Below are 24,049 nucleotides of genomic sequence, written 5' to 3' on the forward strand. Positions count from 1 at the left end.
AGGCCGCGGCCACATAAATCCCGCTGCCTACCCGGTGGCGCGCAGCGCATCCTCACTGGTGCTCAGCGGTGCCACACCGGGAGGGACATTCTTCATCAGCCGGTCGTGGATCAGCGCCTTGCGCAGCGGTTTGGTCAGATAGTCGTCCAGACCCGCGGCCAGAATCCCCTCGGAATCGCCATCCATGGCATGGGCGGTGAGCGCCACGATCTGCACCCGGCGGTGCTCGGGGCCTTCGAGCGCACGGATCGCCTGCGTGGCCTCCTTGCCGTCCATCTTCGGCATCGAAATATCCATGAAGATCAGGTCGGGCGCAAAGCTCTGGAACAGCTCGACCGCCTCCTGCCCGTTGTTGGCAAAGCGCAGGTCGATGTTCAGATCCTTGACCATCTTGCGGAACACCAGCTGGTTGGTGCGGTTGTCCTCGGCGGCCAGCACCCGCATGCGGCGCAGGTCGGAGGCCAGCGGCGGCGACGGGGTGACGGGCTCTGCAGGGGCGCTGACGCTGGCGGCAGGTGCAGGCTCCGGCTCCGATGCTGGGGGCGCAGGGGGCTCGGCTGCGGTGGGGGCGCTGAGGTTGGTCAATGCGGTGAACAGCGCGCCCCGTGGCAAGGGTTTCTGCAACACGCCGGCAAAGATCGCGCCGACGGCGGGGTCGCTGGTGTCGGTCGGGTCGGAGGACAGCAGCAGCACCGGCAGATCCTGCCAGGCGTGGCGCAGGCTGCGCGCCAGTTTGAGGCCGTCCATGCCAGGCAGGTTGCGATCCGTGATGACCAGATCGACCTCGGCCGACATCTGTTCCAGCGCCGCGGCACCGCTGTTGACCGCGATCACCTTGAGCCCCAGCCGCTGCAGCTGGCGATTGAGGATCTCGCGGTTGATCTCCATATCGTCGACGATCATCACGCAGTTCAGATTCTCCGGCAGTTCCGGCGCGTTGATCTGAGTCCCATCAGAGACCACCAGCGGCAGCCGGAAGCCAAAACAGGACCCCTGTCCCAGCTCGCTCTCGACCCAGATCTCGCCGTCCATCATCTTGATCAGGCGTTCGGTGATCGCCAGGCCAAGGCCGGTGCCTTCGAACTGGCGATTGGCCTCATCCTCGACCTGGTTGAACTCGCCAAAGATGTGCCGGATCTTTTCTTCGGGAATGCCGATGCCGCTGTCCTCGATCGAGATATGCAGCATCACCGTGTTGTCCTCGGGTTGCGGCACGCCGGTGACGCGGGCGGTGACATGGCCCTCATTGGTGAATTTCACCGCATTGCCGATCAGGTTGGTGAGGATCTGACGGATGCGCCCCGGATCGCCGATGAAATTGGTCGGCATGAACAGGTCGTAATCCACCAAGAGCGTCAGCCCCTTGTCGCGGGCATTAGCCTGAAGCAGCATTACCACCTCGTGCATGCAGGCTTCCAGATCAAAGGGTTCCGGATGCAGCACCAGTTTCTCCGCCTCGATCTTGGAATAGTCGAGCACGTCGTTGATGATGACCAGAAGCGCCTCGCCCGAGTTCTTGATCGTATTGGCGTAGAGGCGCTGCTCCTCGGTCAGATTGGTGTCGTTGAGCAATTCGGCCATGCCCACGACCCCATTCATCGGGGTGCGAATCTCATGGCTCATATTGGCGAGGAAGGCGGATTTGGCGCGGTTGGCGGCCTCGGCCCGTTCGCGGGCGGCGCGCAGCTCTTCCTCGTAGTGAACCGTGGTGGTGATATCGAGAGCGAGGCTGACGATATCGCCGTCATGGCCGCGCTGGTCGATCAGCTTCAGATAGCGGTCGTTCCACAGTCGGATCACCGTCGGCTCCGGCGCCGGGGACATCCAGCGTTCGGTCATCATCGCGCGCCAGGCATCGGCCGACAGCTCTTCGGTGTCGATCAGCCCTTCGTCGGTGAGGATCTGCAGGATGCGCACATAGGACACCCCCGGCGAGACCTCCTCCACGCCTTCAAAAATGTTGAGATAGGCGGTATTGGCGCCGATCAGCTTGCTGTTGCTGTCAAAGAACGCAAACCCGTCCTGAAACGCCTGGATCGAGTGCCACAGGCGGCGTTCGGCCTGTTCCACCTTTTCATTGGCGGTGTTGAGGTCGCTTTTGACCTTCTCGTTCTCATCGCGAAAGGTGGCGATTTCGGCCTGAGTCGCGCCAATACGCTTGGTCAGCGCCAGCGCATGGCGACCAAGTTTGCGGTTCGCATCCGTCAATTCCGCCTGTTTGAGCTCCAGAAGCCGCTCCGCCGCCAGTCGGGCTCGGCGTTCCTGTGCCAATTTTTCAGCAAGCGACATACGCGCCAACTCCAAACTACTCTATTCCGCACCTGCGGCCCCAATCTCGCAGGCAATCCTTAATTTGGCTTTAGCGTTGGTGTTATGGCGCTGATGCTTGCCATGTGGTTAATCGCGTGTCAGCTTCTAGCTGGTGACAGGGAGGATTCCATGCGGCGCCTTTTGATTTTATTGACTTTTATTTTTTCGAATACTTTAGGCCTTGCGGTGTCTGCGCAGGGCGCTGACGATGCCCCACTGCCGCAGATGCGGTTTGTGACGCAGCCGGATACCGATCATTTCGGCGCCGACCTGCAAGCGCTGTTCGACACCTCGCTGTCAGCCTGTCAGCAGGCTTGCGCCACGCAGGACGCCTGCGCCGGCTTTGTCTACAACACCAAATCCAATGCCTGTTTCCCGAAATCCGAGCTGCGCGACCCTTCGGGGTTTGTCGGCGCCCTGAGCGTGCGCAAGCTTCCGGTGGACGCGGGATTGGCGGCGCGCGCGGCAGGGCGTGCGGCACGGCTGTCGCTGTCCGGCCGCACGGATCTGAACGCGGCGCGCAGGCTCGCAGAGGAGATCGGCACCCGCTACCCGCTGAGCGGCCAACCCCTCGACACGCTGGTGGATGGGGCCGGGCAGTTCTTTGCCGGCAACAACGCCACACTTGCGGCGCGCTGGATGGGCGAGGCGGTGGCGCTGAGCGATGCGCCGGATCTCTGGGTGGACTATGCCCGCTATCTGCGCGCCATGCCCAGCGACAGCAGCAGCGAGACCCGTCGCCTTCGGGCCGAGTCCGTTGCGGCGGCGCTGAACGGCTATCTGCGTGCCGATGCCGCCCCCTTGCAGGCCACCGCCCTCAGCGAGGCCGGGCTGGCGCTCGAGAAACTGGGCCGGGGCCGCGATATGGTCTCCGTGCTGCGCCTGGCACAGGACATCGCGCCGCGTCAGGACATCGCCGATCTGCTGGATCGTGCGGTGGCGAAATACGGCTTTCGGGTCAGCGACACCCGGGTCGAGGCCGACAGCGCCGACCCGCGTATGTGCATCGTCTTCTCCGAGGATCTGGCCAAGACCGGCGTCACCTATGGCGACTATCTGAAATCCGAGGCCGAGGGCCTGGCGGTCGAGGCCTCGGGGCAGGAGCTCTGTCTCACCGGCCTGACCCATGGCCAGCATCTGCGGGTCACCCTGCGCCGCGGTCTTCCGGCCGCCAATGGCGAGGCGCTGATCAAGGATGTGGACCTCAGCCAATACATCCGCGACCGCAGCCCCTCGGTGCGCTTTCCGGGTCGCGCCTATATGCTGGCGCGCAGCGATGTGACCGCCCTGCCGGTGGAGACGGTCAATGTCGACAAGCTCGACCTGAAGCTCTCGCACATCAGCGACCGCAACCTCTTGCGCAGCATGCAGGAGGACCTGTTTGCCCGCCCGCTGAACCAATGGCAGAGCGAGAATTTCGACGCCACCTTGGCCGAGGAACTCTGGACCGGCACCGCCGAGGTGCAGCAGGCGTTGAACCGCGACATGACCACCCGGTTGCCGCTGGATGATGTGCTGGCCGATCAGCCTGTGGGCATCTATGCGCTCAGTGCCTCTGTGCCGGGGGCCGATCCCTATGACAGCCCGGCGGCGATGCAATGGTTTGTACTGACCGATCTTGGCCTCAGCTCCATGTCCGGGGCCGATGGGTTGCATGTGCAGGTGCAGGGGTTGTCGGACGCCAAGGCCCGCGCCGGCGTCGAGGTCGAACTGATCTCGGAGGCCAACGCGGTGATTGCCCGCAGCACCAGTGATGCCACTGGCTATGTGCATTTTGCGCCGGGGCTGACCCGGGGCACCGGCAGTGCTGCGCCCGCAATGCTGCTGGCCCGCGCGGGAGAGGAGGACTTTGCCTTCCTGTCGCTGCGCGATGCCGCCTTTGATCTGTCGGACCGTGGTGTCGAGGGCCGGCCCGCGCCCGGCCCGGTTGATGTCTTCCTGACCACAGATCGGGGTGCTTATCGTGCCGGTGAAACCATCAACGTCACCGCCCTGTCGCGCGATCCCCGCGCGCAGGCCATCGAAGGGCTGCCGCTGATCGCGGTGCTGAAACGCCCTGACGGTGTGGAGTATTCGCGCCACATCTCCGAAGGGGGCGATGCAGGCGGTCATGTCTACGCCCTGCCCGTGGGCGACAGCGCGCCGCGCGGCTCTTGGGCGATCGAGATCTATGCCGACCCCAAGGCGGAGCCGCTGACACGGCAAACCGTACTGGTCGAGGATTTCCTGCCTGAGCGGATCGATTTTGAACAGGAGATCCGCGACGTCGCGGGCCTGCGTCCCGGCGGGCAGCTGGTTGTCGATATCGACGCGCGGTTCCTGTTTGGCGCACCCGGCGCTGGCCTCAGCGTCGAGGGTGATGTCTCTCTCGCCCCGGTGCGGCAGCTGGCCGATTGGCCCGGCTATCGCTTTGGGCGCTATGATGCGGAAACCAACCGCCAGACCCGCTATTTCAGCGGCGAGGACACCGGCGCCAATGGCCAGTCCGTCGCGGTTGGTGATTTGCCCGAGGTGCAGGCAGCGGGTCTGCCGCTTGAGGCCCGCCTGCGCACGCGGCTCTCGGATGGCTCTGCCCGTCCGGTCGAGCGTGAATTGACCGTGCCGGTCCAGCCTGCGACCCCGGTGATCGGGATCAAGACGCAGTTTGCCGATGACGTGGTGGCCGAGGGCACCGAGGCCGGGTTCGAGTTGATCTCGCTGGCACCGGATCTCACCCCCGCCCCGATGCAGGTGCAATGGGTGCTGAACCGGGTCGAGACGCGCTATCAGTGGTATCAGCTCTATGGCGACTGGCAGTGGGAGCCGATCACCCGCCGCACCCGCGTGGCCTCGGGCGAGGCGATGCTGGGCGGCGAACCGGTGGCGGTCTCCGCGCCGGTGGACTGGGGCCGCTACGAGCTGGTGGTGGAACGTCTGGATGGCGACTACGTGACCGCTGCGCAGGATTTCTACGCCGGCTGGTATGTGCCCGCCTCCGACGCGCAGACCCCGGATCGTCTGGAACTGTCGCTGGATGGCCAAAGCTACACCCCCGGCGACACCGCCCGCCTGCGGATCGTGCCGCAAGCGGCGGGCACCGCGCTGATCTCCGTCATGGGCAGCGAGCTGATCCACCGTCAGGCGGTCGAGGTGACGGCAGGCGAGAACGTGATCCCGCTTGAGGTCACATCCGAGTGGGGCAGCGGTGCCTATGTGACCGCCTCTGTCGTGCAACCCGTCGCCAGTCGGCAGGGCCGCACCCCGACCCGGGCGCTGGGCATCGCCCACGCCGCGGTGACCCAGCCGGGGCAGGAGTTGGATGTCAAGATCAACACCCCCGAGGTCACCCGCCCCCGTCAGAGGGTCGCGGCGACCGTGACTGTCGCCGGGGCCAAGGCGGGCGAGGAGGTCTGGCTGACGCTGGCCGCCGTTGATGTCGGTATCCTCAACCTCACCGGTTTTCAAAGTCCGGATCCCGTGGGCTATTTCCACGGTCAGCGGCGATTGGGGATGGAGCTGCGCGATATCTATGGCCGCCTCATCGATCCCGGCAATGGCGCGCTGGGACGTGTGCGCTCCGGCGGCGATGCCGGGCTTGGGGCGCAATTCCAGTCACCGCCGCCGACGCAGGATCTGATGTCGGTCTTCCACGGCGCGGTGCAGGTCGGGAACGATGGCAGCGTGAGCCTGCCCATCGATTTGCCGGACTTCAACGGCACCGTGCGGCTGATGGCGGTGGCCTGGACTGACCGATCGGTCGGGCAGGCGGAGGCCGACATGATCGTGCGCGATCCGGTGGTGCTGACCGCCTCACTGCCGCGTTTCCTGGCGCCCGGCGATCAGAGCCGCATCCGGCTGGATATCACCCACGCCGATGGGCCTGCGGGCGAGATCGGTCTGGCGGCCGAGGTGATCGGGGCCGGGCTGCAACTGGGCGCGCTGCCGCCTTCGGTGACGCTCACCGAACAGGGCCGGGTGCTGCTGGAACTGCCGGTCACGGCAGAGGCCGTGGGCGATCCCGAGCTGCGTCTGAGCCTGACCACACCCGGCGGCGAGGTGCTGGACCAGACCCTGCGCCTGCCGGTGCGCGCCAATGATCCGGAGGTCTCGGAAACCCGGCGCTTCTCGCTGGCGAGTGGCGACAGCTTCCTGTTCAACGCGGATGTGTTCGCGGGGCTGCGCCCTGGCTCCGCCCGCGCGGTGATGTCGGCGGGGCCGCTGGCCAAGTTCGACGTGCCGGGGCTGTTGTCGCAACTGGACGGCTACCCCTATGGCTGCACCGAACAGGTGACGTCGAAGGCGCTGCCGCTGCTGTACCTGTCGTCGGTGGCCGAGGCCGCCGGTCTGGGCGATGGCCCCAAGGTGGACGCGCGCATCAACGGCGCCATCCGCAAGGTGCTGACCCGGCAGGCCGCCAATGGCGCCTTTGGCCTCTGGCGCGCCGAGAGCGGCGATCTGTGGCTGGATGCCTATGCGTCTGACTTCCTCAGCCGGGCCCGGGCCAAAGGCTATATGGTGCCCGATCAGGCCTTTGCCCGCGCCATGGACAATCTGCGCAATCGGCTGAACTACGCGCCGGACTTTGACAGCGGTGGCGAGGACGTGGCCTATGCGCTGCTGGTGCTGGCGCGTGAGGGTGCGGCGGCGATGGGCGATCTGCGCTATTACGCGGATGTGAAGGCGGAGGCCTTCTCCACCCCGATGGGCGCGGCGCAACTGGGGGCCGCACTGGCGGCCTATGGCGATCAGCGCCGGGCGGACAAGATGTTTGCCCGCGCCGCGCAGATGATCGCAGGCCAAGGCGCTGAAAAGCCAGTGTGGCGTGTCGATTACGGCACTCAGTTGCGCGACTCGGCGGCTGTCCTCGCGCTGGCGGTGGAGTCCGGCAGCACGGCGGTCAATCGTGATTACCTCACGGCGCGGGTCGCGGGCGGTGAGGGCTATCGTTCCACCCAGGAAGCCGCTTGGAGCCTGATGGCGGCGCAGGCGTTGGTGGACAACCCCGAAGACTCCGGTCTGCGGGTCAATGGCCAGCCGGTCATCGGCGCTTTTGTCGAGGTGATGCAGGGTGACAGCCCGGCGGATCTGTCGATCACCGCGGCCTCCGGGCGCAGCACCGACATCACCCTGACCCGCATCGGCGTGCCTGTCGTGCCCCCGGCGGCGCGTGGCTACGGCTTTGCCCTGACACGGGAGTATTACACCTTGGAAGGGGCGCCGGTGGATCTGGCCTCGGTCGCGGTCGGCACCCGGTTGGTGACAGTGCTGCGGGTGCTGCCGCAAGAGGAGATCGGCGCGCGGCTGATGGTCAATGATCCGCTGCCGGCGGGGCTGGAGATCGACAATCCCAACCTGCTGCGCTCCGGCGATCTGCGCGAACTGGACTGGCTCAGCCTCTGGGAGGCCGATCACGTGGAATTCCGCTCGGATCGTTTCCTCGCGGCCGTAACCTCGCGGGGGGATGATCCGATCACCCTGGCCTATATGGTGCGCGCGGTCAGCCCCGGTGACTTCCACCACCCGGCGGCCTCGGTCGAGGATATGTACCGCCCGGCCTACCGCGCCAACACGGCGGCGGGGCGGTTGCAGGTCGAATGACACCGGCAGATCGCCCCGGCAGGGTGCTGCCGCGTCGGCGCCGATGGCGGGGGCGCCCGGCCCCTGCCGGGACCGGGCGCGGCCTGACCGTTCGGTCAGGCGGGGGCGCGCTGCGCCCCCTGCGGCGGTGGCTGGCGGGCGTCAGAACGCCGCTTCTGGTCCTGCTTGTCGTGGGGACGCTTACCGCCCAGGCGCTTGATCGGTGGGTCGATGCGACGGTGCTTCCTCAGACACTTGCGGACACCTCTGTCGAGCTGCGTGACCGCAATGGGCGCTTGCTGCGGGCCTATCCGGTGGCGGATGGCATCTGGCGCATGGCGGTGCGGGTTGGGGATGTGGACCCGACCTATCTGCAGATGCTGCGCGCCTATGAGGACAAGCGGTTTGACACCCACATCGGGGTGGATCCGCTGGCGATGCTGCGCGCGGCCGGGCAGGCCCTGTGGCACGGGCGCACGGTGTCCGGCGGCTCCACGCTGACCATGCAGGTGGCGCGGTTGCTGGAGGATGGCTCCACCGGGCGCTGGGTGGGCAAGCTGCGCCAGATCCGGGTGGCGCTGGCGCTGGAGCGGCAGCTGTCGAAACCGGAGATCCTGGCGCTCTATCTGACCCATGCGCCCTTTGGCGGCAATCTCGAAGGGGTGCGGGCGGCGAGCTTTGCCTGGTTCGGCAAGGAGCCGCACCGCCTGACCGCCGCCGAGGCAGCCTTGCTGGTGGCGCTGCCGCAAGCGCCGGAAACACGCCGCCCTGACCGTTCGGTAAGCGCAGCACGCTCCGCACGGGCGCGGGTGTTGCAGCGCAGCCATGAGGCCGGGGTGCTGTCGGCGCAGGTTGCACGTGATGCGGCACAGGCGCGCATGCCGGACAGCCGCCGCCCGTTCCCGTTGCTGGCGCCGCATCTGGGCGATGCGCTGCAGAGCGCGTCGCCGGCGCAGGCGCGGTTTGACGTGACGCTGGACGCCGATCTGCAGGCGCGGCTGCAGGCGGTGCTGCACCGGCGGGTGACGGCGGCGGGGCCGCGGCTTGGTGCAGCGATGATCGTGGCGGATCACCGCACGGGCGAGGTCCTCGCCCGGATTGGCGCACCGGACTATACCGACGCGGCGCGGCGCGGCTTTGTCGATATGGTGACGGCCACCCGTTCGCCCGGTTCGACCCTGAAGCCGCTGGTCTACGGCCTCGCCTTTGACGAGGGGCTGGTGCATCCCGATACGCTGATCCGCGACGCGCCGGTGTCCTTTGGCGGCTACGCGCCGCAGAATTTCGACGGGGCGTTTCGGGGTGATGTGCGGGTGCGCGATGCGCTGCAGATGTCGCTAAACACGCCGGTGGTGATGCTGACGGAGGCGCTTGGCCCCTCGCGGTTGATGGCGGCGATGCGGCAGGCGGGAATGCAGCCACAGCTGCCCGGCGGCAAGGCGGGGCTGGCGGTGAGCCTGGGGGGTGTTGGCGTCAGCCTGCAGGATCTGGTGCAGATGTATGCGGTGCTGGCGGCGGGCGGGGCCGGACCACAGCTGACGGTTCAGGCCGGCGACGGCAGCGACCGAACCCCGCGGGTGATCTCCCCTGTCGCGGCTTGGTACCTTGGCCATATCCTGCGTGATGTGCCGGTGCCGCGCGGCGCCCGGGCGGGCGTTCTGCCCTATAAGACCGGCACCTCCTACGGGCACCGGGATGCCTGGGCCGTGGGCTGGGACGGCCAGCATGTGATTGGCGTCTGGCTGGGACGGGCGGATGGCACCCCGGTGCCGGGGGTCTTTGGCGCGGAACTGGCAGCGCCGGTGCTGTTTGAGGCCTTTGCCGCGCTGAAGCCAGACCTGACCCCGCTGGCGCCGCCACCGCCCAATGCGCTGGTTCTTGCCTCGGCCGAGTTGCCGCAGCCCCTGCAGCGGTTCCGGGCGCGGGACGCGGTGTTTTCCGACGCGGGGGCTGGGGCGCCGGAGGTGGTCTTCCCGCCTGCCCGCGCCCGGCTGGCACTGGTGGAGGGCCGTCTGGCGCTGAAGCTGCGCGGGGGACGGTTGCCGTTTACGGTGCTGGCCAACGGTCTGCCGGTGGCCCGGGGTCTGCGGTCCCGCGATCTCGACCTTCCGAGCCCCGGGCCGGGCCACGCCACGCTTGTGGTGATCGATGCGGATGGGCAATCTGCGCGGGTGACGGTGGAAATCGAGGAGAGGGGGTAAGGCATGCAGAAGAGGCGGCTGAGGCAACCAGCAGGGCGGTTGGCCCTGATCGCTACGGTAGCGGCGATTGCGGCGGTGACACCGCTGCGGGCGCGGGCCGATTGTGCCAGTGCAGAGGAGGTTGCGCGCTTCGTATCGGACTACATGGCGTTCACGCCGACCGTGGCCCTGGGCGCGGAGGGGAGCATGGTGGATGCGCTCTGTACGCAGGCGCGGCTGAGTGAAGCCCTCTCGGCGCACATGGGGCCGGTGATCGGCTACAAGGCCGGGCTGACCAGCCCGCCCGCGCAGGCGCGCTTTGGCGCCGAGGCGCCGGTGCGTGGCGTGCTCTATCGCGATATGATGGTGCCGAGCGGCGTAACGGTGCCGGTCCCCTGGGGTGCGGTGCCGATGGTGGAGGCGGATCTGATCCTGGAGATCGGGGATGCCGCGGTCAACTGGGCCACCACGCCGGAGGAGGTGATGGAGAACATAAGCGGCATCCGCCCCTTCATCGAATTGCCGGACCTCGCTCTCGCGCCCGGAGAGCCGATGACGGCGGAGACGATCACTGCAATGGGTGTCGGGGCGCGCCTTGGTGTCTTGGGCGCGGAGATCGAGGTCGCGGAGGTGCCGCAGCTGACCGCCGCCCTGGCGCAGATGCAGGTCACGCTGCGGGATGCGCAGGGGCGGGTGGTGGTCTCCGCACCCGGCTCGGCGGTGTTGGGACATCCCGCCGAAACGATCCTGTGGCTGCACGCCGCCGGCGTGACCTTCAAGGCCGGCGATCTGGTGTCGGTCGGATCCTTCGGCGCCCTGGTGCCGCCCGCCGATCTTCATGGTGCTGCCACGGTTACCTATGAGGGGCTGCCTGGTGATCCGCAGGTTGCGGTGACCTTCGGGTCGACGTCCTGATGCAAGGATGTGCGCGGGGATCGTTGGCATGAGGGGTTTCGCATCGGGCTTTGCCCGATGCGACCCGCGCCGCGCCTTTGGCGCGGCGCGCGGCCCAACCGGGCGATGAGATCGCCAGATCTCAAGCCTGGGCGGGAGCGCCCCCGGACGGCGTGACGATCACAGCAGGCAGTGTCGGCACTGGCCTTGATGCGGAAACCTTGCAGACACCATGCAGGGTCCCGGCAGGCAATCACGGATCAGGCGCAGCCACCCGGGCCGGGACGATGGAACCGCCTAGCTGCGTCCCTCGCGCAGCCAGGCCCCGATCATCAGCCCCGCCGCCAGCAGCAGCAAGAGCCAGGACGGCAGCACCGGGGACTGGGTCACCGCCGTGGTTTCATAAGCGCCGCGCGGCACCAGCCCGATCCAGCCGCGCCCCGCCGCAGGACGCCCCTCGCGGATGTTGCGCAGCGAGGGCATACCGTCTTCGAGCGCCATCGCACCGCCGCGCAGGCTCTGCACCAGAGGCTCCATCACGCGCGCGGTGGCGATCGTCTGCTCGAACTCCCGCGGTGCGGCGGGGCCAAGGCCGATCACCGCGCGTTCGTCGCCTTCCTCCAGGTGATACAACCCGATCTGGTCGCTCTCGTAGCGCCCGACCCAGAGCCCGGGGCGGAGCTCGCGCAGGCGCACCTCGGAGGTGCTGCCATCCGGGGCGGTCACGGTCACCGGGCCGACGCGATCGCCGAGGGTGCGCCGTTGGATGCGCATGCGCTGGCCGGTGGCCTCGGCGGTCAGAACCTCCTCTTCCAGTTCCGGTTCCTTCATCATCCAGTGGGCGAGGCGGCGCAGCAGCTCCAGCTGTGGCCCGCCACCCTCATAACCCCGGCTCCAGAGCCAGGCGTGGTCCGAGGCCAGCAGCGCCACGCGCCCCTCCTCGACCCGGTCCAGGGTCAGCAGCGGCCGGGTGCCGATGCCGCGCATCAATGTATCGCCGCCGGTGGTCTCCAGCTCCACCTGCCGCATCCAGCGGCCCCAGTCCTCGGCGCCGGTCAGCTCGGCGGTGACCGGGTGTTGCAGGCCGGTCTCGCTGATGGCGGGGCGATAGGGTTCCTCCAGCACGCGGGCCGAGGGACGGGCCGGCAGCACCTCGGCCAGCGGTGTGCGAAAGATACTGTCGGCGCTGGCAAAATCCGGCCCCGCCGCGACCAGCACCGCGCCACCGCCGCGCACGTAATTGGCGACATTGTCCAGATAGATCGCCGGCAGGATGCCGCGCCGCTTGTAGCGGTCAAAGATGATGAGGTCGAAATCCTCGATCTTTTCCAGAAACAGCTCCCGCGTCGGGAAGGCGATCAGCGACAGCTCGTCCACCGGCACGCCATCCTGCTTTTCCGGGGGGCGGAGAATGGTGAAATGCACCAGATCGACGGCGCTGTCGGACTTCAGCAGGTTGCGCCAGGTGCGTCCGCCCGGGTGCGGCGCGCCGGAGACCAGCAGCACCCGCAGCCGGTCGCGCACGCCGTTGATCTGCAACAGGGCGGCATTGTTGCGCGCGGTCAGCTCGCCCTCGGCCTCGGGGACGCGGAACTCCACCACGTTGCGGCCGCCATGGGGCAGGGTCAGCGGCAGGTCGAAATCCACCCCCACCGGCAGGCGAAAGCTCTGCGCCGGGCCTCCGTCGATGGAGATCTGCAGGTCGGTCAGCCGCGCCCCCGCAGGCGCGGCGCCCTGGTCCTCCACCCGCAGGGTCAGGGTCATCGGCTCGCCGATGATGCCGAAGGAAGGCGCATTCCTGACGATCAGGCGGCGGTCCCAGTCCTCCGCGCGGCCGGTCATCAACAGATGCAGCGGCGCCGGCAGATCGGGGCTGCGGGCCATGTCGTGCACCTGCCCGTCCGACAGCGCGATCAGGCCGGCGACCCGGGCGCGCGGTTCATCCGCCAGCGCCCGCGACAGCGCGTCCATCAGCTGGGTGCCGCCATCATCGGGGCTGTCCTCGACCGTGATCCAGCGCACCTCGGTATTGGGGCGGGCAGCCAGCGCCGCCTCCAGCTCCGCGCGGGCCGTGGCCATCTGCTCGGGCCGGTCCGACAGCCCCTGGCTCGCCGTGCGGTCCTCCGCCACGATGACGATGTCGCTGAGCGGGCTGCGGTCCTCGACCTGGATCACCGGACCCGAAAGGGCTGCCAGCAGCACCAGCGCCGCCGCCGCCCGCAGCGCCCAGCCCGACAGGCGCCGCCAGATCGCCAGCCCCAGCGCAAGAAGGCTCAGCGCCGCCAGCCCGGCGACCAGCGCCCAGGGCACCAGCGGGTCGAAGAGGATCGTTTGCGTCATTGCGGCTGGGCTCCTTGCGCCACGGGTTCAGGGTGTTGCATGCGGTTACTGCCCCAGACGGTCGAGCAGCGCAGGCACATGGACCTGGTCGGATTTGTAGTTGCCGGTGAGCACATGCATCAGCAGGTTGACACCGAACCGCCGCGCCAGCTCCCGCTGGCGTTCGCCGGAGAACCCGCGCCCGACCGGATAGAGCGGCGCGTTGTTCTGATCCACCGCCCAGGCGGCGGCCCAGTCGTTGCCGCCGATCACCACCGGCGTCACCCCGTCGTTGAGGTTGCGGAAGGGCAGGCCCTCGACCTGCTCCGCATCCGGCGGCGCGGCCTCGACCCAGATCTCGCCGCGCGGGTGACGGCCGGGAAAATCCTGCAACAGGTAGAAGGCCCGGGTCAGCACGTGATCGGCAGGCAGCGGTTCCAGCGGCGGGATGTCCAGCGGCAGCGCCAGCTGTTGCAGGCGCCGCGCCGCGCCGCTGGTGGCCCCGGCCAGCGCCAGATCGGCATCGCGGGTGTCAAAGAGGATCATGCCGCCGGTGCGCAGATAGGCGTTCAGCTTGCTGTAGGCCGCCGAGGAGGGCAGCGGCTGCGCCTCCGTTACCGGCCAGTAGAGGAAGGGAAAGAACGCCAGCTCATCCGCTTCGAGGTCAACGCCATGGGGGGCTGCCGGCTCCACTGAGGTGCGCAGGGCCAGCACGTTGCTGAGCCCGCGCAGGCCTTCCTGAGCCACCCGGTCCACCTGCGCATCGCCGGTCAGCACATGCGCCAGGGTCAGCTCGGATGTCAGCTCGGTCGGGCTGGCGGTGGCTGCGGGTGCGCCCCGCTCCGCCTGTGCCTGTTCCTGTGCGCGCGCTGCGGGGGGGCCTGTCGCGATCAGCGCCGATGCAAGGCCCGCCGCCAGGACGAGGCTGGCGACCCGGGCGGGCGACCACAGGCCGGAGACCACGAGGGCCGCCAGGACATCCACCACCAGCAACACCAGCGCCGCGCTCAGCATGAGGCCACCGAGCGGGCGCTCCTCCGCGCCTTCATAGCGCAGCACCGGCACCGAGGTGGGCCATGTGGCGGGCTGGATCTCATCACCGTCCCGCAGCACATTGCGGGCGTAGGCGCGGCTGCCGCTGGTATAGAGCCCGGGCTGCACATCCGGCCCGGCCGCGGCGGCGACCAGATCCGGCCCGGCGACACCGCCGAGCGTATCCGCATCGCTGAGACGGCCAAACCCGTCCAGAACCTCGGCCGCCTGCCAAGTGGTGCCCTCCAGATCCTCTGCCGCGGGTGGTTTGGCCGCCGAGGACACCGCCAGCCGTTCCAGCATGTCGACAAACAGGCCCGACAGCGGCAGCGTGCTCCATTCCGCGTTGGCGGTGACATGGAACAGGATCACCTGTCCCTGTCCCAATGGCTTGCGGGTGACCAGCGGGGTGCCGTCGCTCAGCTCCGCCACCACGCGGCTGGCCAGCTCCGGGTCCGGCTGCGCCATCACCTGCGAACTGACCGTCACATCCGGCGGGATCTCCAGCCCGTAAAAGGGCGAGCCTTCGGCAAAGGGCGCCAGCGCCTTGGGTTCACCCCAGCTCATGGCGCCGCCGATGCTGCGCCCGCCGATCCGCAGGCGCACCGGCATCAGCGGCTCTTCGGTGTCGCGGGCGGTGTCGCTGGCCGCCAGCCGCGGCCCGGCAAACCGCAACAGCAGCCCGCCCTGATCCACCCAGTCGACCAGCGCCTCTTCCTGCGCCGGAGCAAGCCGGGCCACATCGGCCAGCACCACCACATCCGGGTTGGCGGGCAGCAGATCGGCCAGCGCACCTTCCAGCAGCTCCGCCGTCGGTTCCAGCGCCTGGCGCAGGTAGTGCAGCGGCGACAACAGCGCCAGCCCCTCGTCGCTGCTCTGGGCCGAGATCAGCGCCACCTCGCGCCGCCGCAGCCGGTCATCGGTCAGCGAGACCGCCCCCGCCGACCGGGTTTCGAGCACTTCGAACCGGCTGATGCGGGCGCGCAGCTCCATCGGCAGCGCCAGTTGCGCCTCGGCATGGGTGGCGCCGGGCTCAAAGCGCAGCGTGGCCGCCGCCAGCGCCCGTTCGACGCCGTTCGGATCCGGCCCCAGCGCCTGCACCGTCAGGTCCTGCGCCAGCCCGGCACCGCTGCGCAGGGCCCGCAGGACGATGGCGCCGTCCTCATAGGTGGCGGGCAGCAGCCCGACCACCGGCGCGCCGCTTTCGTAGACCTCGATATCGCCGCGCTCGGCCAGGGCGGCGACCAGATCCGCCCGCCCCGGCATGGCGAGGCCATCGCTCAGCCACAGGGTGTCAAAGCCGCCCTCGACCCCGGCGATCAGCTCCTGCGCCGCCTGCACCTGATCCGGCGCGGCCACCCAGGGCGCCGGGGTGAGACCCGGCAACTGGCGCTCCCAGCGTCCGGCGGCGAGGAACTGCAACGGCTCCGGCGCGGTCAGGCGCAACAGCGCCACCGGGCGGCCCGCGCGCCCGGCTTCGGCCAGCGCTTCCTCGATCTGGGTGCGGTTCTGCTGCCAGTGCGGCGCGCCGCCCCAGCCCGCGTCCATCACCACGAGGAGCGGCCCGCTGCCGCTCCGGTCCTGCGCCGGGTTCAGCACCGGCCCGGACAGGCCGATGATCGCCGCCGCCACCGCCAGCATCCGCAACAGCAGCAGCCACCAGGGGGTGCGGTCCGACAGGCTCTCGTCATCCTTCAGCCCCAGCAGCAGCCGCACGGCGGGGAACAGCTGCCGTTTCGGAGCCGGCGGGATCGCCCGCAGCAGCAGCCAGAGAAGCGGCAGCACCAACAGCCCCAGCAGCAGCCAGGGGCTGGCAAACCCTATGCCCGCGATCATGGTCATTGGCGCCGCTCCAATGCGTGATAAAGCCACAGCAGCCCGGCCTGGGCGCTCTCGCCGCTGTGGTGCAGGCCAAAGGTCCAGCCCGCGGCGTGGCACAGGCGCGCCAGGGCGTCGCGGCGCTCTGCCAGCCGCTCCAGATAGCGGTCGCGCAGCGCCGCCGCCTTGAGCGTTTCATGGGTGACGCCGTCGCCGGGCCCTTCGAACCGGGTGCGCCCGGCAAAGGGAAACTGCTCCTCGCTCGGGTCCAGCACCTGCAACAGCACCCCGCGCAGGCCTCGGTCGGCGGCCTTGCTGAGGGCGATTTCCAGCTCCTCGAAAGGGCCGAGGAAATCCGAGATGAACAGCGCCCGGGCATGCGGGATCAGCGCCCGGTGTTCCGGCGGGGCATAGGCGATGTCGTCGTGGGTGGTGAAATGCTCCGCCAGTCGCAGGATCTGCATATTGCCGCGCCGGGGCGGCAGCACCCCGCCGGTCAGCCCGACCCGTTCGCCGCCGCGCACCATCAGCACCGCCGTCGCCAGCGCCAGCAGGCGGGCGCGGTCGATCTTCTGCGGCAGGTCGGCGGTGGAGGCAAAGCGCATCGACTGCCCCTGATCGACCCACAGATGCACGGTCTGCGCGATCTGCCATTCCCGCTCGCGCACGAATTGCTGATCGCCCCGGGCAGAGCGGCGGTGGTCGATCATGCGGCGGCTGTCGCCCTGCTGCACAGGACGGTATTGCCAGAAATCATCGCCCACGCCGGAACGCCGGCGCCCGTGTTCGCCCAGCAGCACCGCCCCGGCGAGCTGCTGCGCCTGCACCAGCAGGGGCGGCAGCACGCTGGCGGCCTCTTCGGCGCGGCTGCGGATCTGGCCTGCGGGGCCCCGGGCGGCCAGATCGCGAGAGGTGGCAGGATGGCTCACGCGGCGGCCTCGGTCCGGATCAGGGTGGCGGCGGTCTCGTCGATCAGATCCGCCAGGCTGTCGCCGCGGGCGCGGGCGGCAAAGCTGAGCTGCATGCGGTGGCTGAGCACCGGGCGGGCCATGTCGATCACATCCTCGGCACTGGGGGCGAGGCGGCCCTGCAACAGGGCGCGGGCCCGCACCGCCAGCATCAGCGCCTGTGCGGCGCGCGGTCCCGGCCCCCAGGCCACGGTCTGGGCAACCCGGTCGCTGACCCCGGCCTCCTGCGGGCGGAAGGCGCGCACCAGGTCGAGGATCACCTCGACCACCGACTCGCCCACCGGCATGCGCCGCAGCAGGGTCTGGGCGGCCACCAGCTCCTCGGCGGTGAACACCTGATGCGCCTCGTCCTCGGCGACCCCGGTGGTGGCCAGCAGGATGTCGCGCTCGGTGTCGCGATCCGGGTAGTGCACGTCGATCTGCAACAGGAACCGGTCCAGCTGCGCTTCGGGCAGGGGGTAGGTGCCCTCCTGTTCGATCGGGTTCTGGGTGGCCAGCACGTGAAACGGCGCCTCCAGCGGGCGATCCGCCCCGGCGACGGTCACGGTCTTTTCCTGCATCGCCTGCAACAGCGCCGATTGCGTCCGCGGCGAGGCGCGGTTGATCTCATCCGCCATCAAGAGCTGGCAGAAGATCGGCCCCTGCACAAAGCGAAAGGCGCGGGTGCCGTCGGGTGCGGTATCCAGCACCTCGGAGCCGAGAATATCGGCGGGCATCAGGTCGGGGGTGAACTGCACCCGATTCCCGCGCAGCCCCATCACCGTCGACAGCGCTTCGACCAGACGGGTCTTGCCGAGGCCCGGCAGGCCGATCAGCAGCCCGTGGCCGCCGCACAAGAGCGTCGCCAGCGTCAGGTCCACCACGCGTTCCTGCCCGATGAAGCGGCGGGTGATCGAGGCGCGCGCCTCTTGCAGCTTTGCTTCCAGCGCTTCGATGTCGGACAACAGATCCTGTGCTTCGCTCATGACTTCCCTTTCCGTGGGCTTATATGGTCTGAGTGTATCGCGCGCAGATGGAATGGCAAAACGAATGAGTGGACAAAAAGCTGTGACCCCGACGGCAAAGGGCCTTGAAGCCAGCGCAAAAGCCGCTGGCAAAGGCGGATTGCCGCCCGTGCATTTGTGGAACCCGCCCTATTGCGGTGACCTCGACATCCGCATTCATCGCGACGGCAGCTGGAGTTATCTCGGCTCGCCGATCAACCGCGTCGAACTGGTCCGGCTGTTTTCGTCGATTCTGAAGCTGGAAGAGGGTCGCTATTACCTGGTGACCCCGGTGGAAAAGGTCGGCATCACGGTGGAGGATGCGCCGTTTGTGGCGGTGGATTTCGAGGTCGACGGCAGCGGCCGGGGTCAGGTCCTGACCTTTGTCACCCAGGTCGGCGACCGCAGCGCGGCAGGGGCGGACAATGCGATCCGGGTCGAGCAGGACCCCGCCACCGGAGAGCCGTCGCCCTATGTGCATGTGCGGGCCGGGCTGGAGGCGCTGATCGACCGCAAGAGTTTTTACCGGCTGATGGAGCTCGGCGAGATCCACGACGGCTGGTTTGGCCTGTGGTCGGGCGGGCGGTTCTTTGCGATCCTGCCGGAAGATGGGCTGGAGTCCGCCTGACCTCGCACCCCCTGGGGCTGGCTCTTGCCGACAGCTGCGCGCCTCGGCAGACTGGCCGAACTGTGGGTGGCAGCGCCATCGCCGCCCCCGCGCGGTGCGGCGGCAGGAAGGCCATTAAAATTGCACAAAACAACCCGTTTTCTTCTGCGTGGCGGCGCGGCATATCAGGCCTCGACAGAGCAGATGCAGTTCAAAGTTAAATTAAAACCCGCGCACGCCCGGTGGCGGAATGTGCTACACTTCGGGTCCGGACTGCACGCGTGCAGCAGGAGGTGAGAATGCCAAGATTCGCGGCCAATCTATCCATGCTCTTTGCGGAGCTTCCCTATCTGGACCGGTTTTCGGCCGCGGCCGCCGCAGGGTTCGAGGCGGTGGAGGTGCTGTTTCCCTATGAGTTTGCGGCCAAGGAAACCCAGCGCGCGTTGCTGGCCAACGGGCTGGACCTGCTGCTGATCAATGCGCCACCGCCGAATTACACCGGCGGCGATCCCGGCTATGCGGCGGTGCCGGAGCTGGCCGACCGGTTCCAGCGCGACATCCGCCGGGTGCTGCGCTATGCCGACATGCTGAAGGCCGGGCGCATCCATGTGATGGCAGGCCCGGCCAAGGGCGCGGCGGCGCGCGAGACCTTTGTGCAGAACCTGCGGGCGGCGGCGGATTCGGCGCCGCAGCAGCAGTTCACCATCGAGCCGCTGAACAGCGGCGATTTTCCGGGCTATTTCCTTGATGATTACAACCTCGCGGCGGAGATCCTCGACGAGGTCGGGCGCGAGAATGTGACCCTGCAGTTTGATGCCTACCACGCGCAGCTGATCCACGGCGATGCGCTCAAGGTCTGGGAGACCTTTGGAGATCGCGCCACCCATGTGCAGTTTGCGGCCGCACCTTCGCGCTGCGAACCGGGCAATGGGCCGCTGGATTTCGACGCGCTTTTTGCGGCGATTGACGCCAGTGGTTATCAGGGCTGGGTCAGCGCCGAATATACCCCCAGCACGCCGCGGACCGAGGACAGCCTGAGCTGGATGCGCAGCCTGGAAGCGGCCTGAACCCCGCGATCTGATCTGGCTGGCTTTCTGACTGAAAGGCTGGCGTTTGCGGCGGCGCGGTCTGCGTTTGAGCTGTGTTCCGGGGGGGGGGGGTCACTGTTGCAGGCAGGGGGCGCTCCCGCCCCCCGTGCGATCATCACAGATGATCTGCGGGCGTTGGGCCCGGCGCCGCTGGCGCGGCGCAGGGCGTATTGGCGCGACCGGTCACTGCAAGCAGAGGAACAGGTCCAGATTGCGGCCACGGGCGCGGTCGGTTTCGGTCGAGGCATGTTCGGCGCGTTTGCCCTGACCGGCGCGGCAGACGCGGTCGGCCTCCTCCCGGGCCACTTTCAGCGCCCAGTGGCGTTTGAATTTCTGTTTGGTGGCAATGGTGACGCTGTCGCCGTTATAGGCGGTGACTTGCGGGTCGATGTGATGGGCACAGGCGGTCAGCGCCGCCAGCACTGCGGTCAAGATGATCGGTTTCAAAACGGGTCGTCCAATTGGTTTGGTCAAAAACCGGCGGCCACGTCGGGCGCCCGCCGGGAAGGGCTCTGTCTAAAACGGGCCAGGGCGTGCGTTAATGCGCCTCGGCCCAGTTCTGGCCGCGACCGGCGTCCACCACCAGTTTCACGTCCATATGCACCGCCGGATCGGCCGCGCCTTCCATGATCTCGCGGGCGACCGAAATGGTTTCGTCCACGTGATCCTGAGGAACTTCAAATAGCAATTCATCGTGTACCTGCAACAGCATGCGGGCGGGCAGATGCGCAATCGCCTCAGGCATCCGCACCATGGCGCGGCGGATCACATCGGCGGCGGTGCCCTGAATCGGCGCGTTGATCGCCGCTCGTTTGGCAAAGCTCGCCCGCGGCCCCTTGGCGGCAATCTCCGGCGTGTGGATCTTGCGGCCAAACAGCGTCTGCACATAGCCGTGTTCCTTGGCGAAATTCACCGTGTCGTCCATATATTGACGGATGCCGGGGAAGCGCTCGAAATAGCGGTCGATGAAGCCCTGCGCCTCGCCGCGCGGGATGCGCAGGTTGCGCGCCAGACCAAAGCCCGAGATGCCGTAGATCACCCCGAAGTTGATCGCCTTCGCCTTGCGGCGGATCTCCGGGGTCATCTCCGCCAGCGGTACGTCAAAGACCTCGGAGGCGGTCATGGCGTGAATGTCGTGACCATCGGCAAAGGCCTGTTTCAGCGCGTCGATTCCCGCCACATGGGCCAGGATGCGCAGCTCGATCTGGCTGTAGTCGAGCGACAGGAGCACATTGCCCTCTTCGGCGACAAAGGCCTCGCGGATGCGGCGGCCTTCCTCGCTGCGCACGGGGATGTTTTGCAGGTTCGGATCGGTCGAGGCCAGACGCCCGGTGTTCGCCCCGGTCTGCAAGTACGAGGTATGCACCCGGCCCGTTTCCGGGTGGATATGTTCCTGCAACGCATCTGTATAGGTGGATTTCAGTTTCGACAGCTGCCGCCAGTCCAGCACACGGGCGGGCAGCTCGTGCTCGGTGGCCAGATCCTCCAGGATGTCGGCGCCGGTGGCATAGGCCCCGGTCTTGCCTTTCTTACCGCCCGGTAAGGACAGCTTGTCAAAGAGGATCTCGCCCAGCTGTTTGGGCGAGCCGACGTTGAAGCTCTCGCCCGCAAGCGCGTGGATCTCAGCCTCAAGTGCTGCCATCTTTTGCGAAAACGCGTTCGACATCCGGCTCAGCGTGTCGCGGTCCACCTTGATGCCGTTCTGCTCCATCTGCGCCAGCACCGGCACCAGCGGACGTTCCAGCGTCTCGTAGACCGTGGTCACCCGTTTCTGGTGCAATTGCGGTTTGAACTGCTGCCACAGACGCAGGGTGATGTCGGCGTCTTCGGCCGCATAGGGCGTGGCGTCGTCGATCGGCACCCGATCAAAGGTGATCGCGGATTTGCCGCTGCCCAGCAGCGATTTGATCGGGATCGGCTGGTGATCGAGATAGCGTTCCGACAGCGTGTCCATGCCATGCCCGTGCATGCCGCCATGCAGCGCGTAGGACAACAGCATGGTGTCGTCGATCGGGGCCACGTCGATGCCGTTGCGGGCAAAGATCTTGGCGTCGTATTTCATGTTCTGGCCGATCTTGAGGATGGCGTCATCCTCCAGCACCGGTTTCAGCATCTCCAGCGCCTGCGCCAGCGGCATCTGCCCCTCGGCCAGATCGTCAGAGCCAAACAGATCGTCGGAGTTGCCCGCCTTATGCGTGAGCGGCACATAGCAGGCCTGCCCGGGCACCACGCAGAGGCAGATGCCGACCAGATCGGCGATCATCTCGTCAAGGCCGGTGGTCTCGGTATCTACCGCGACATAGCCATGCTCACGAATGAGGTCGATCCACTGTTGCAGCGTCTCGGCGTCGCGCACGGTGGTGTATTCGGCACTGTCAAAGCCCGGCGCTTCGGGCAGTTCCAGCGCGGCGGCCGCGGCGGAGGGTGCTTCGGGGATGGTCGGGGCCTCGCGGCCCAGCTGGTCGGCCATCCGCTTGGACAAGGTGCGGAATTCCATCTCGGCGAGGAAGCTCAGGAGCGTTTCGGCGTCCGGGTCGCGCACCTCCAGATCGTCGAGGGTGAAGTCCAGCTCCATGTCGCAATCGAGCTGCACGAGGCGTTTGGACATTTCGATCTGCTCGCGCTTTTCCACCAGAGTCTGGCGGCGCTTGGGCTGTTTGATCTCCTCGGCGCGGTCCAGCAGATCCTCCAGCGAGCCGAACTCGTTGATCAGCAGCGCGGCGGTCTTGATGCCGATGCCGGGCGCGCCGGGCACGTTGTCGACCGAGTCACCGGCAAGCGCCTGCACATCCACCACCCGGTCGGGGCCGACGCCGAATTTCTCGCGCACGCCATCGCTGTCGATGCGCTTGTTCTTCATCGCGTCGAGCATTTCGACCCCGTCGCCAACCAGCTGCATCAGGTCCTTGTCGGACGAGATGATGGTGACGCGGCCCCCGGCCTCGCGTGCCTGACAGGCCAATGTGGCGATGATGTCGTCGGCTTCGAAGCCTTCGATTTCCTTGCAGGCGATGTTGAAGGCGCGGGTGGCCTCGCGCGTCAGCGGGAACTGCGGCACCAGATCCTCGGGCGCGGGGGGGCGGTTGGCCTTGTACTGGTCGTACATGTCATTGCGGAACGACTTGCCGGAATGGTCGAATATGACCGCCACATGGGTGGGCGCATCGGGGCCCTTGTTGTCCTCGACCTGTTTGAACAGCATGTTGCAGAACCCCGAGACCGCACCGATCGGCAGCCCGTCGGATTTGCGCGTCAGCGGCGGCAGCGCGTGGTAGGCGCGAAAGATGAAGGCGGAGCCATCGATCAGGTGAAGATGGCAGCCTTTGCCGAATTGCGTTCCGCTCATGACCGTCGCGCTCCTTCTCGGGAAATCGTTCGTGTTCTGTTTCTGGGTTATCAATGATCCGGGGGGCAAGGGCAATTGGAGTTTGGGATTGGGGGGCTGATCGGCAGGGTTGAGGGACGCAATAGGACAGCCCCCTCCCGTTTTGCCGGAGGCAAACCTGCGGTTTGACGGGGAGGGTCGGGGGCTGTCCGACCTGTCGGTCGGACCGGGGCATCCCTCAGAACATGCCCATCACAAGGCCCGCCGCCATGGCCTGACCCAAATCGCGGCACATCTGCAAGTCCGCCTCGGGGATCACCTTGTCGGCCAGAATCGCCTCGGGCGTCTGTGCGTGGGTGCAGATAATCAGCGGCTCCTGCACCGGCTTCAGCCGCCAGCCCTGCGCGATCCGTGCCAATTGCCGCGCGGCGTTCTCGCCATCCGACCCGGCACAGATCATCTGCGCATAGGGGCGTGCCTCGATCTGTCCCAGCACCGGATAGTAGCAGCGATCAAAGAACTCTTTCATCGCGCCGGACAGCGCCGCGAGGTTTTCCGGCGCGCAGAACAGATAGCCGGACGCCGCCAGCAGATCCTCCGGCCCGGCGTCCTCGGCGCGGACCAGACGCGCGGACCCTTCGTCCGAAGCGCTCTCATAAGCGGCCTCGGCCATCTGCCGGCTGCCGCCGGTGCGGGAATGATATACGATCAACAGCTCTGCCATATCCGGCAGACTAGCGAACCCGGGCGCGGATCAAAAGCGCGGGCAAGCCCGGTTCAGGCGACTTTGCCCTCAAAATCCCGGTGGATGTATTTGCAGTCGCAATAGGGGCATTCGACAAACCCGCTGTCCTCGGGGATTTGCAGATAGACCCGCGGGTGGCCAAGCGCGCCTTCGCTGCCGTCGCAGGCGACGCGGTAGCTGTCCACGATCTTGGTTTCCGGCGCTTCTATGGTCATCGCTGGCGA

14 protein-coding genes are annotated in these 24,049 nt (G+C 67.6%); 5 read left to right on the forward strand and 9 right to left on the reverse strand.

What is annotated here, in order from left to right:
* Positions 1 to 27: 27 nt before the first annotated feature.
* Positions 28 to 2,289, reverse strand: coding sequence for a response regulator (locus MHM88_RS17390; RefSeq protein WP_239367840.1), 2,262 nt, complete (start codon positions 2,287 to 2,289; stop codon positions 28 to 30).
* Positions 2,290 to 2,439: 150 nt separating this feature from the next.
* Between MHM88_RS17390 and MHM88_RS17395 the strand changes: the two genes are divergently transcribed.
* From MHM88_RS17395 to MHM88_RS17405, 3 genes are read left to right on the forward strand one after another with little or no spacing between them, the layout of a single operon-like run.
* A complete protein-coding gene (locus MHM88_RS17395) occupies positions 2,440 to 7,887 on the forward strand; it encodes an alpha-2-macroglobulin family protein (protein ID WP_370687507.1) in 5,448 nt (1,815 codons plus the stop codon).
* On the forward strand, positions 7,884 to 10,067 hold the full coding sequence (gene pbpC / locus MHM88_RS17400; RefSeq protein ID WP_239367842.1) for a penicillin-binding protein 1C: 2,184 nt from the start codon (positions 7,884 to 7,886) through the stop codon (positions 10,065 to 10,067). Before MHM88_RS17395 ends, pbpC begins: the two co-directional genes overlap by 4 nt.
* A gap of 39 nt (positions 10,068 to 10,106) precedes the next feature.
* The gene (locus MHM88_RS17405) at positions 10,107 to 10,961 is read left to right on the forward strand and encodes a 2-keto-4-pentenoate hydratase (RefSeq protein ID WP_239367844.1); all 855 of its coding nucleotides are present in this window, start codon (positions 10,107 to 10,109) and stop codon (positions 10,959 to 10,961) included.
* Between the two features lie 276 nt (positions 10,962 to 11,237).
* Here the strand turns inward: MHM88_RS17405 and MHM88_RS17410 are convergent, their stop codons facing one another.
* From MHM88_RS17410 to MHM88_RS17425, 4 genes are read right to left on the reverse strand one after another with little or no spacing between them, the layout of a single operon-like run.
* The gene (locus MHM88_RS17410) at positions 11,238 to 13,280 is read right to left on the reverse strand and encodes a hypothetical protein (protein WP_239367846.1); all 2,043 of its coding nucleotides are present in this window, start codon (positions 13,278 to 13,280) and stop codon (positions 11,238 to 11,240) included.
* A 45-nt stretch (positions 13,281 to 13,325) separates the two neighbouring features.
* The gene (locus tag MHM88_RS17415; RefSeq protein WP_239367848.1) at positions 13,326 to 16,133 is read right to left on the reverse strand and encodes a DUF4159 domain-containing protein; all 2,808 of its coding nucleotides are present in this window, start codon (positions 16,131 to 16,133) and stop codon (positions 13,326 to 13,328) included.
* Entirely contained in the window at positions 16,130 to 17,038 is a 909-nt protein-coding gene (locus tag MHM88_RS17420; protein ID WP_239367850.1) for a DUF58 domain-containing protein, read from the reverse strand. Before MHM88_RS17420 ends, MHM88_RS17415 begins: the two co-directional genes overlap by 4 nt.
* Positions 17,035 to 18,042: a MoxR family ATPase gene (locus tag MHM88_RS17425; protein WP_239325053.1), complete on the reverse strand. Its 1,008-nt coding sequence runs from the start codon at positions 18,040 to 18,042 to the stop codon at positions 17,035 to 17,037. Before MHM88_RS17425 ends, MHM88_RS17420 begins: the two co-directional genes overlap by 4 nt.
* Before the next feature lie 64 nt (positions 18,043 to 18,106).
* Here MHM88_RS17425 and MHM88_RS17430 point away from each other — a divergent pair, with 64 nt between their 5' ends.
* Positions 18,107 to 18,688 carry a DUF1285 domain-containing protein gene (locus tag MHM88_RS17430; RefSeq protein ID WP_239367852.1) on the forward strand — a complete coding sequence of 194 codons (582 nt, stop codon included), beginning with the start codon at positions 18,107 to 18,109 and terminating at the stop codon, positions 18,686 to 18,688.
* A gap of 278 nt (positions 18,689 to 18,966) precedes the next feature.
* Positions 18,967 to 19,734, forward strand: coding sequence for a hydroxypyruvate isomerase family protein (locus tag MHM88_RS17435; protein WP_239367854.1), 768 nt, complete (start codon positions 18,967 to 18,969; stop codon positions 19,732 to 19,734).
* A gap of 204 nt (positions 19,735 to 19,938) precedes the next feature.
* Here the strand turns inward: MHM88_RS17435 and MHM88_RS17440 are convergent, their stop codons facing one another.
* From MHM88_RS17440 to MHM88_RS17455, 4 genes are all read right to left on the reverse strand, one after another.
* Positions 19,939 to 20,202, reverse strand: a complete 264-nt coding sequence (locus MHM88_RS17440; protein ID WP_239367856.1) for a hypothetical protein — start codon at positions 20,200 to 20,202, stop codon at positions 19,939 to 19,941.
* A 91-nt stretch (positions 20,203 to 20,293) separates the two neighbouring features.
* The gene (gene polA, locus MHM88_RS17445; RefSeq protein ID WP_239367858.1) at positions 20,294 to 23,101 is read right to left on the reverse strand and encodes a DNA polymerase I; all 2,808 of its coding nucleotides are present in this window, start codon (positions 23,099 to 23,101) and stop codon (positions 20,294 to 20,296) included.
* Between the two features lie 217 nt (positions 23,102 to 23,318).
* Complete coding sequence (locus tag MHM88_RS17450) at positions 23,319 to 23,804, reverse strand: flavodoxin family protein (RefSeq protein WP_239367860.1); 486 nt, start codon at positions 23,802 to 23,804, stop codon at positions 23,319 to 23,321.
* A 53-nt stretch (positions 23,805 to 23,857) separates the two neighbouring features.
* Entirely contained in the window at positions 23,858 to 24,040 is a 183-nt protein-coding gene (locus tag MHM88_RS17455; RefSeq protein ID WP_005679955.1) for a zinc-finger domain-containing protein, read from the reverse strand.
* Positions 24,041 to 24,049: the final 9 nt, after the last annotated feature.

Origin of the sequence: Epibacterium sp. MM17-32 (assembly GCF_022348205.1) — a bacterium.
In the GTDB taxonomy this organism is placed as follows: domain Bacteria; phylum Pseudomonadota; class Alphaproteobacteria; order Rhodobacterales; family Rhodobacteraceae; genus Epibacterium.

Coding starts and splice junctions, on each gene's coding strand:
- MHM88_RS17455 (WP_005679955.1), bottom strand. CDS start 24,040: ATGACCATAGAAGCGCCGGAAACCAAGATCGTGGACAGCTACCGCGTC.
- MHM88_RS17425 (WP_239325053.1), bottom strand. CDS start 18,042: ATGAGCGAAGCACAGGATCTGTTGTCCGACATCGAAGCGCTGGAAGCA.
- polA (WP_239367858.1), bottom strand. CDS start 23,101: ATGAGCGGAACGCAATTCGGCAAAGGCTGCCATCTTCACCTGATCGAT.
- MHM88_RS17415 (WP_239367848.1), bottom strand. CDS start 16,133: ATGACCATGATCGCGGGCATAGGGTTTGCCAGCCCCTGGCTGCTGCTG.
- MHM88_RS17430 (WP_239367852.1), top strand. CDS start 18,107: ATGAGTGGACAAAAAGCTGTGACCCCGACGGCAAAGGGCCTTGAAGCC.
- MHM88_RS17395 (WP_370687507.1), top strand. CDS start 2,440: ATGCGGCGCCTTTTGATTTTATTGACTTTTATTTTTTCGAATACTTTA.
- MHM88_RS17390 (WP_239367840.1), bottom strand. CDS start 2,289: ATGTCGCTTGCTGAAAAATTGGCACAGGAACGCCGAGCCCGACTGGCG.
- MHM88_RS17435 (WP_239367854.1), top strand. CDS start 18,967: ATGCCAAGATTCGCGGCCAATCTATCCATGCTCTTTGCGGAGCTTCCC.
- MHM88_RS17410 (WP_239367846.1), bottom strand. CDS start 13,280: ATGACGCAAACGATCCTCTTCGACCCGCTGGTGCCCTGGGCGCTGGTC.
- MHM88_RS17450 (WP_239367860.1), bottom strand. CDS start 23,804: ATGGCAGAGCTGTTGATCGTATATCATTCCCGCACCGGCGGCAGCCGG.
- pbpC (WP_239367842.1), top strand. CDS start 7,884: ATGACACCGGCAGATCGCCCCGGCAGGGTGCTGCCGCGTCGGCGCCGA.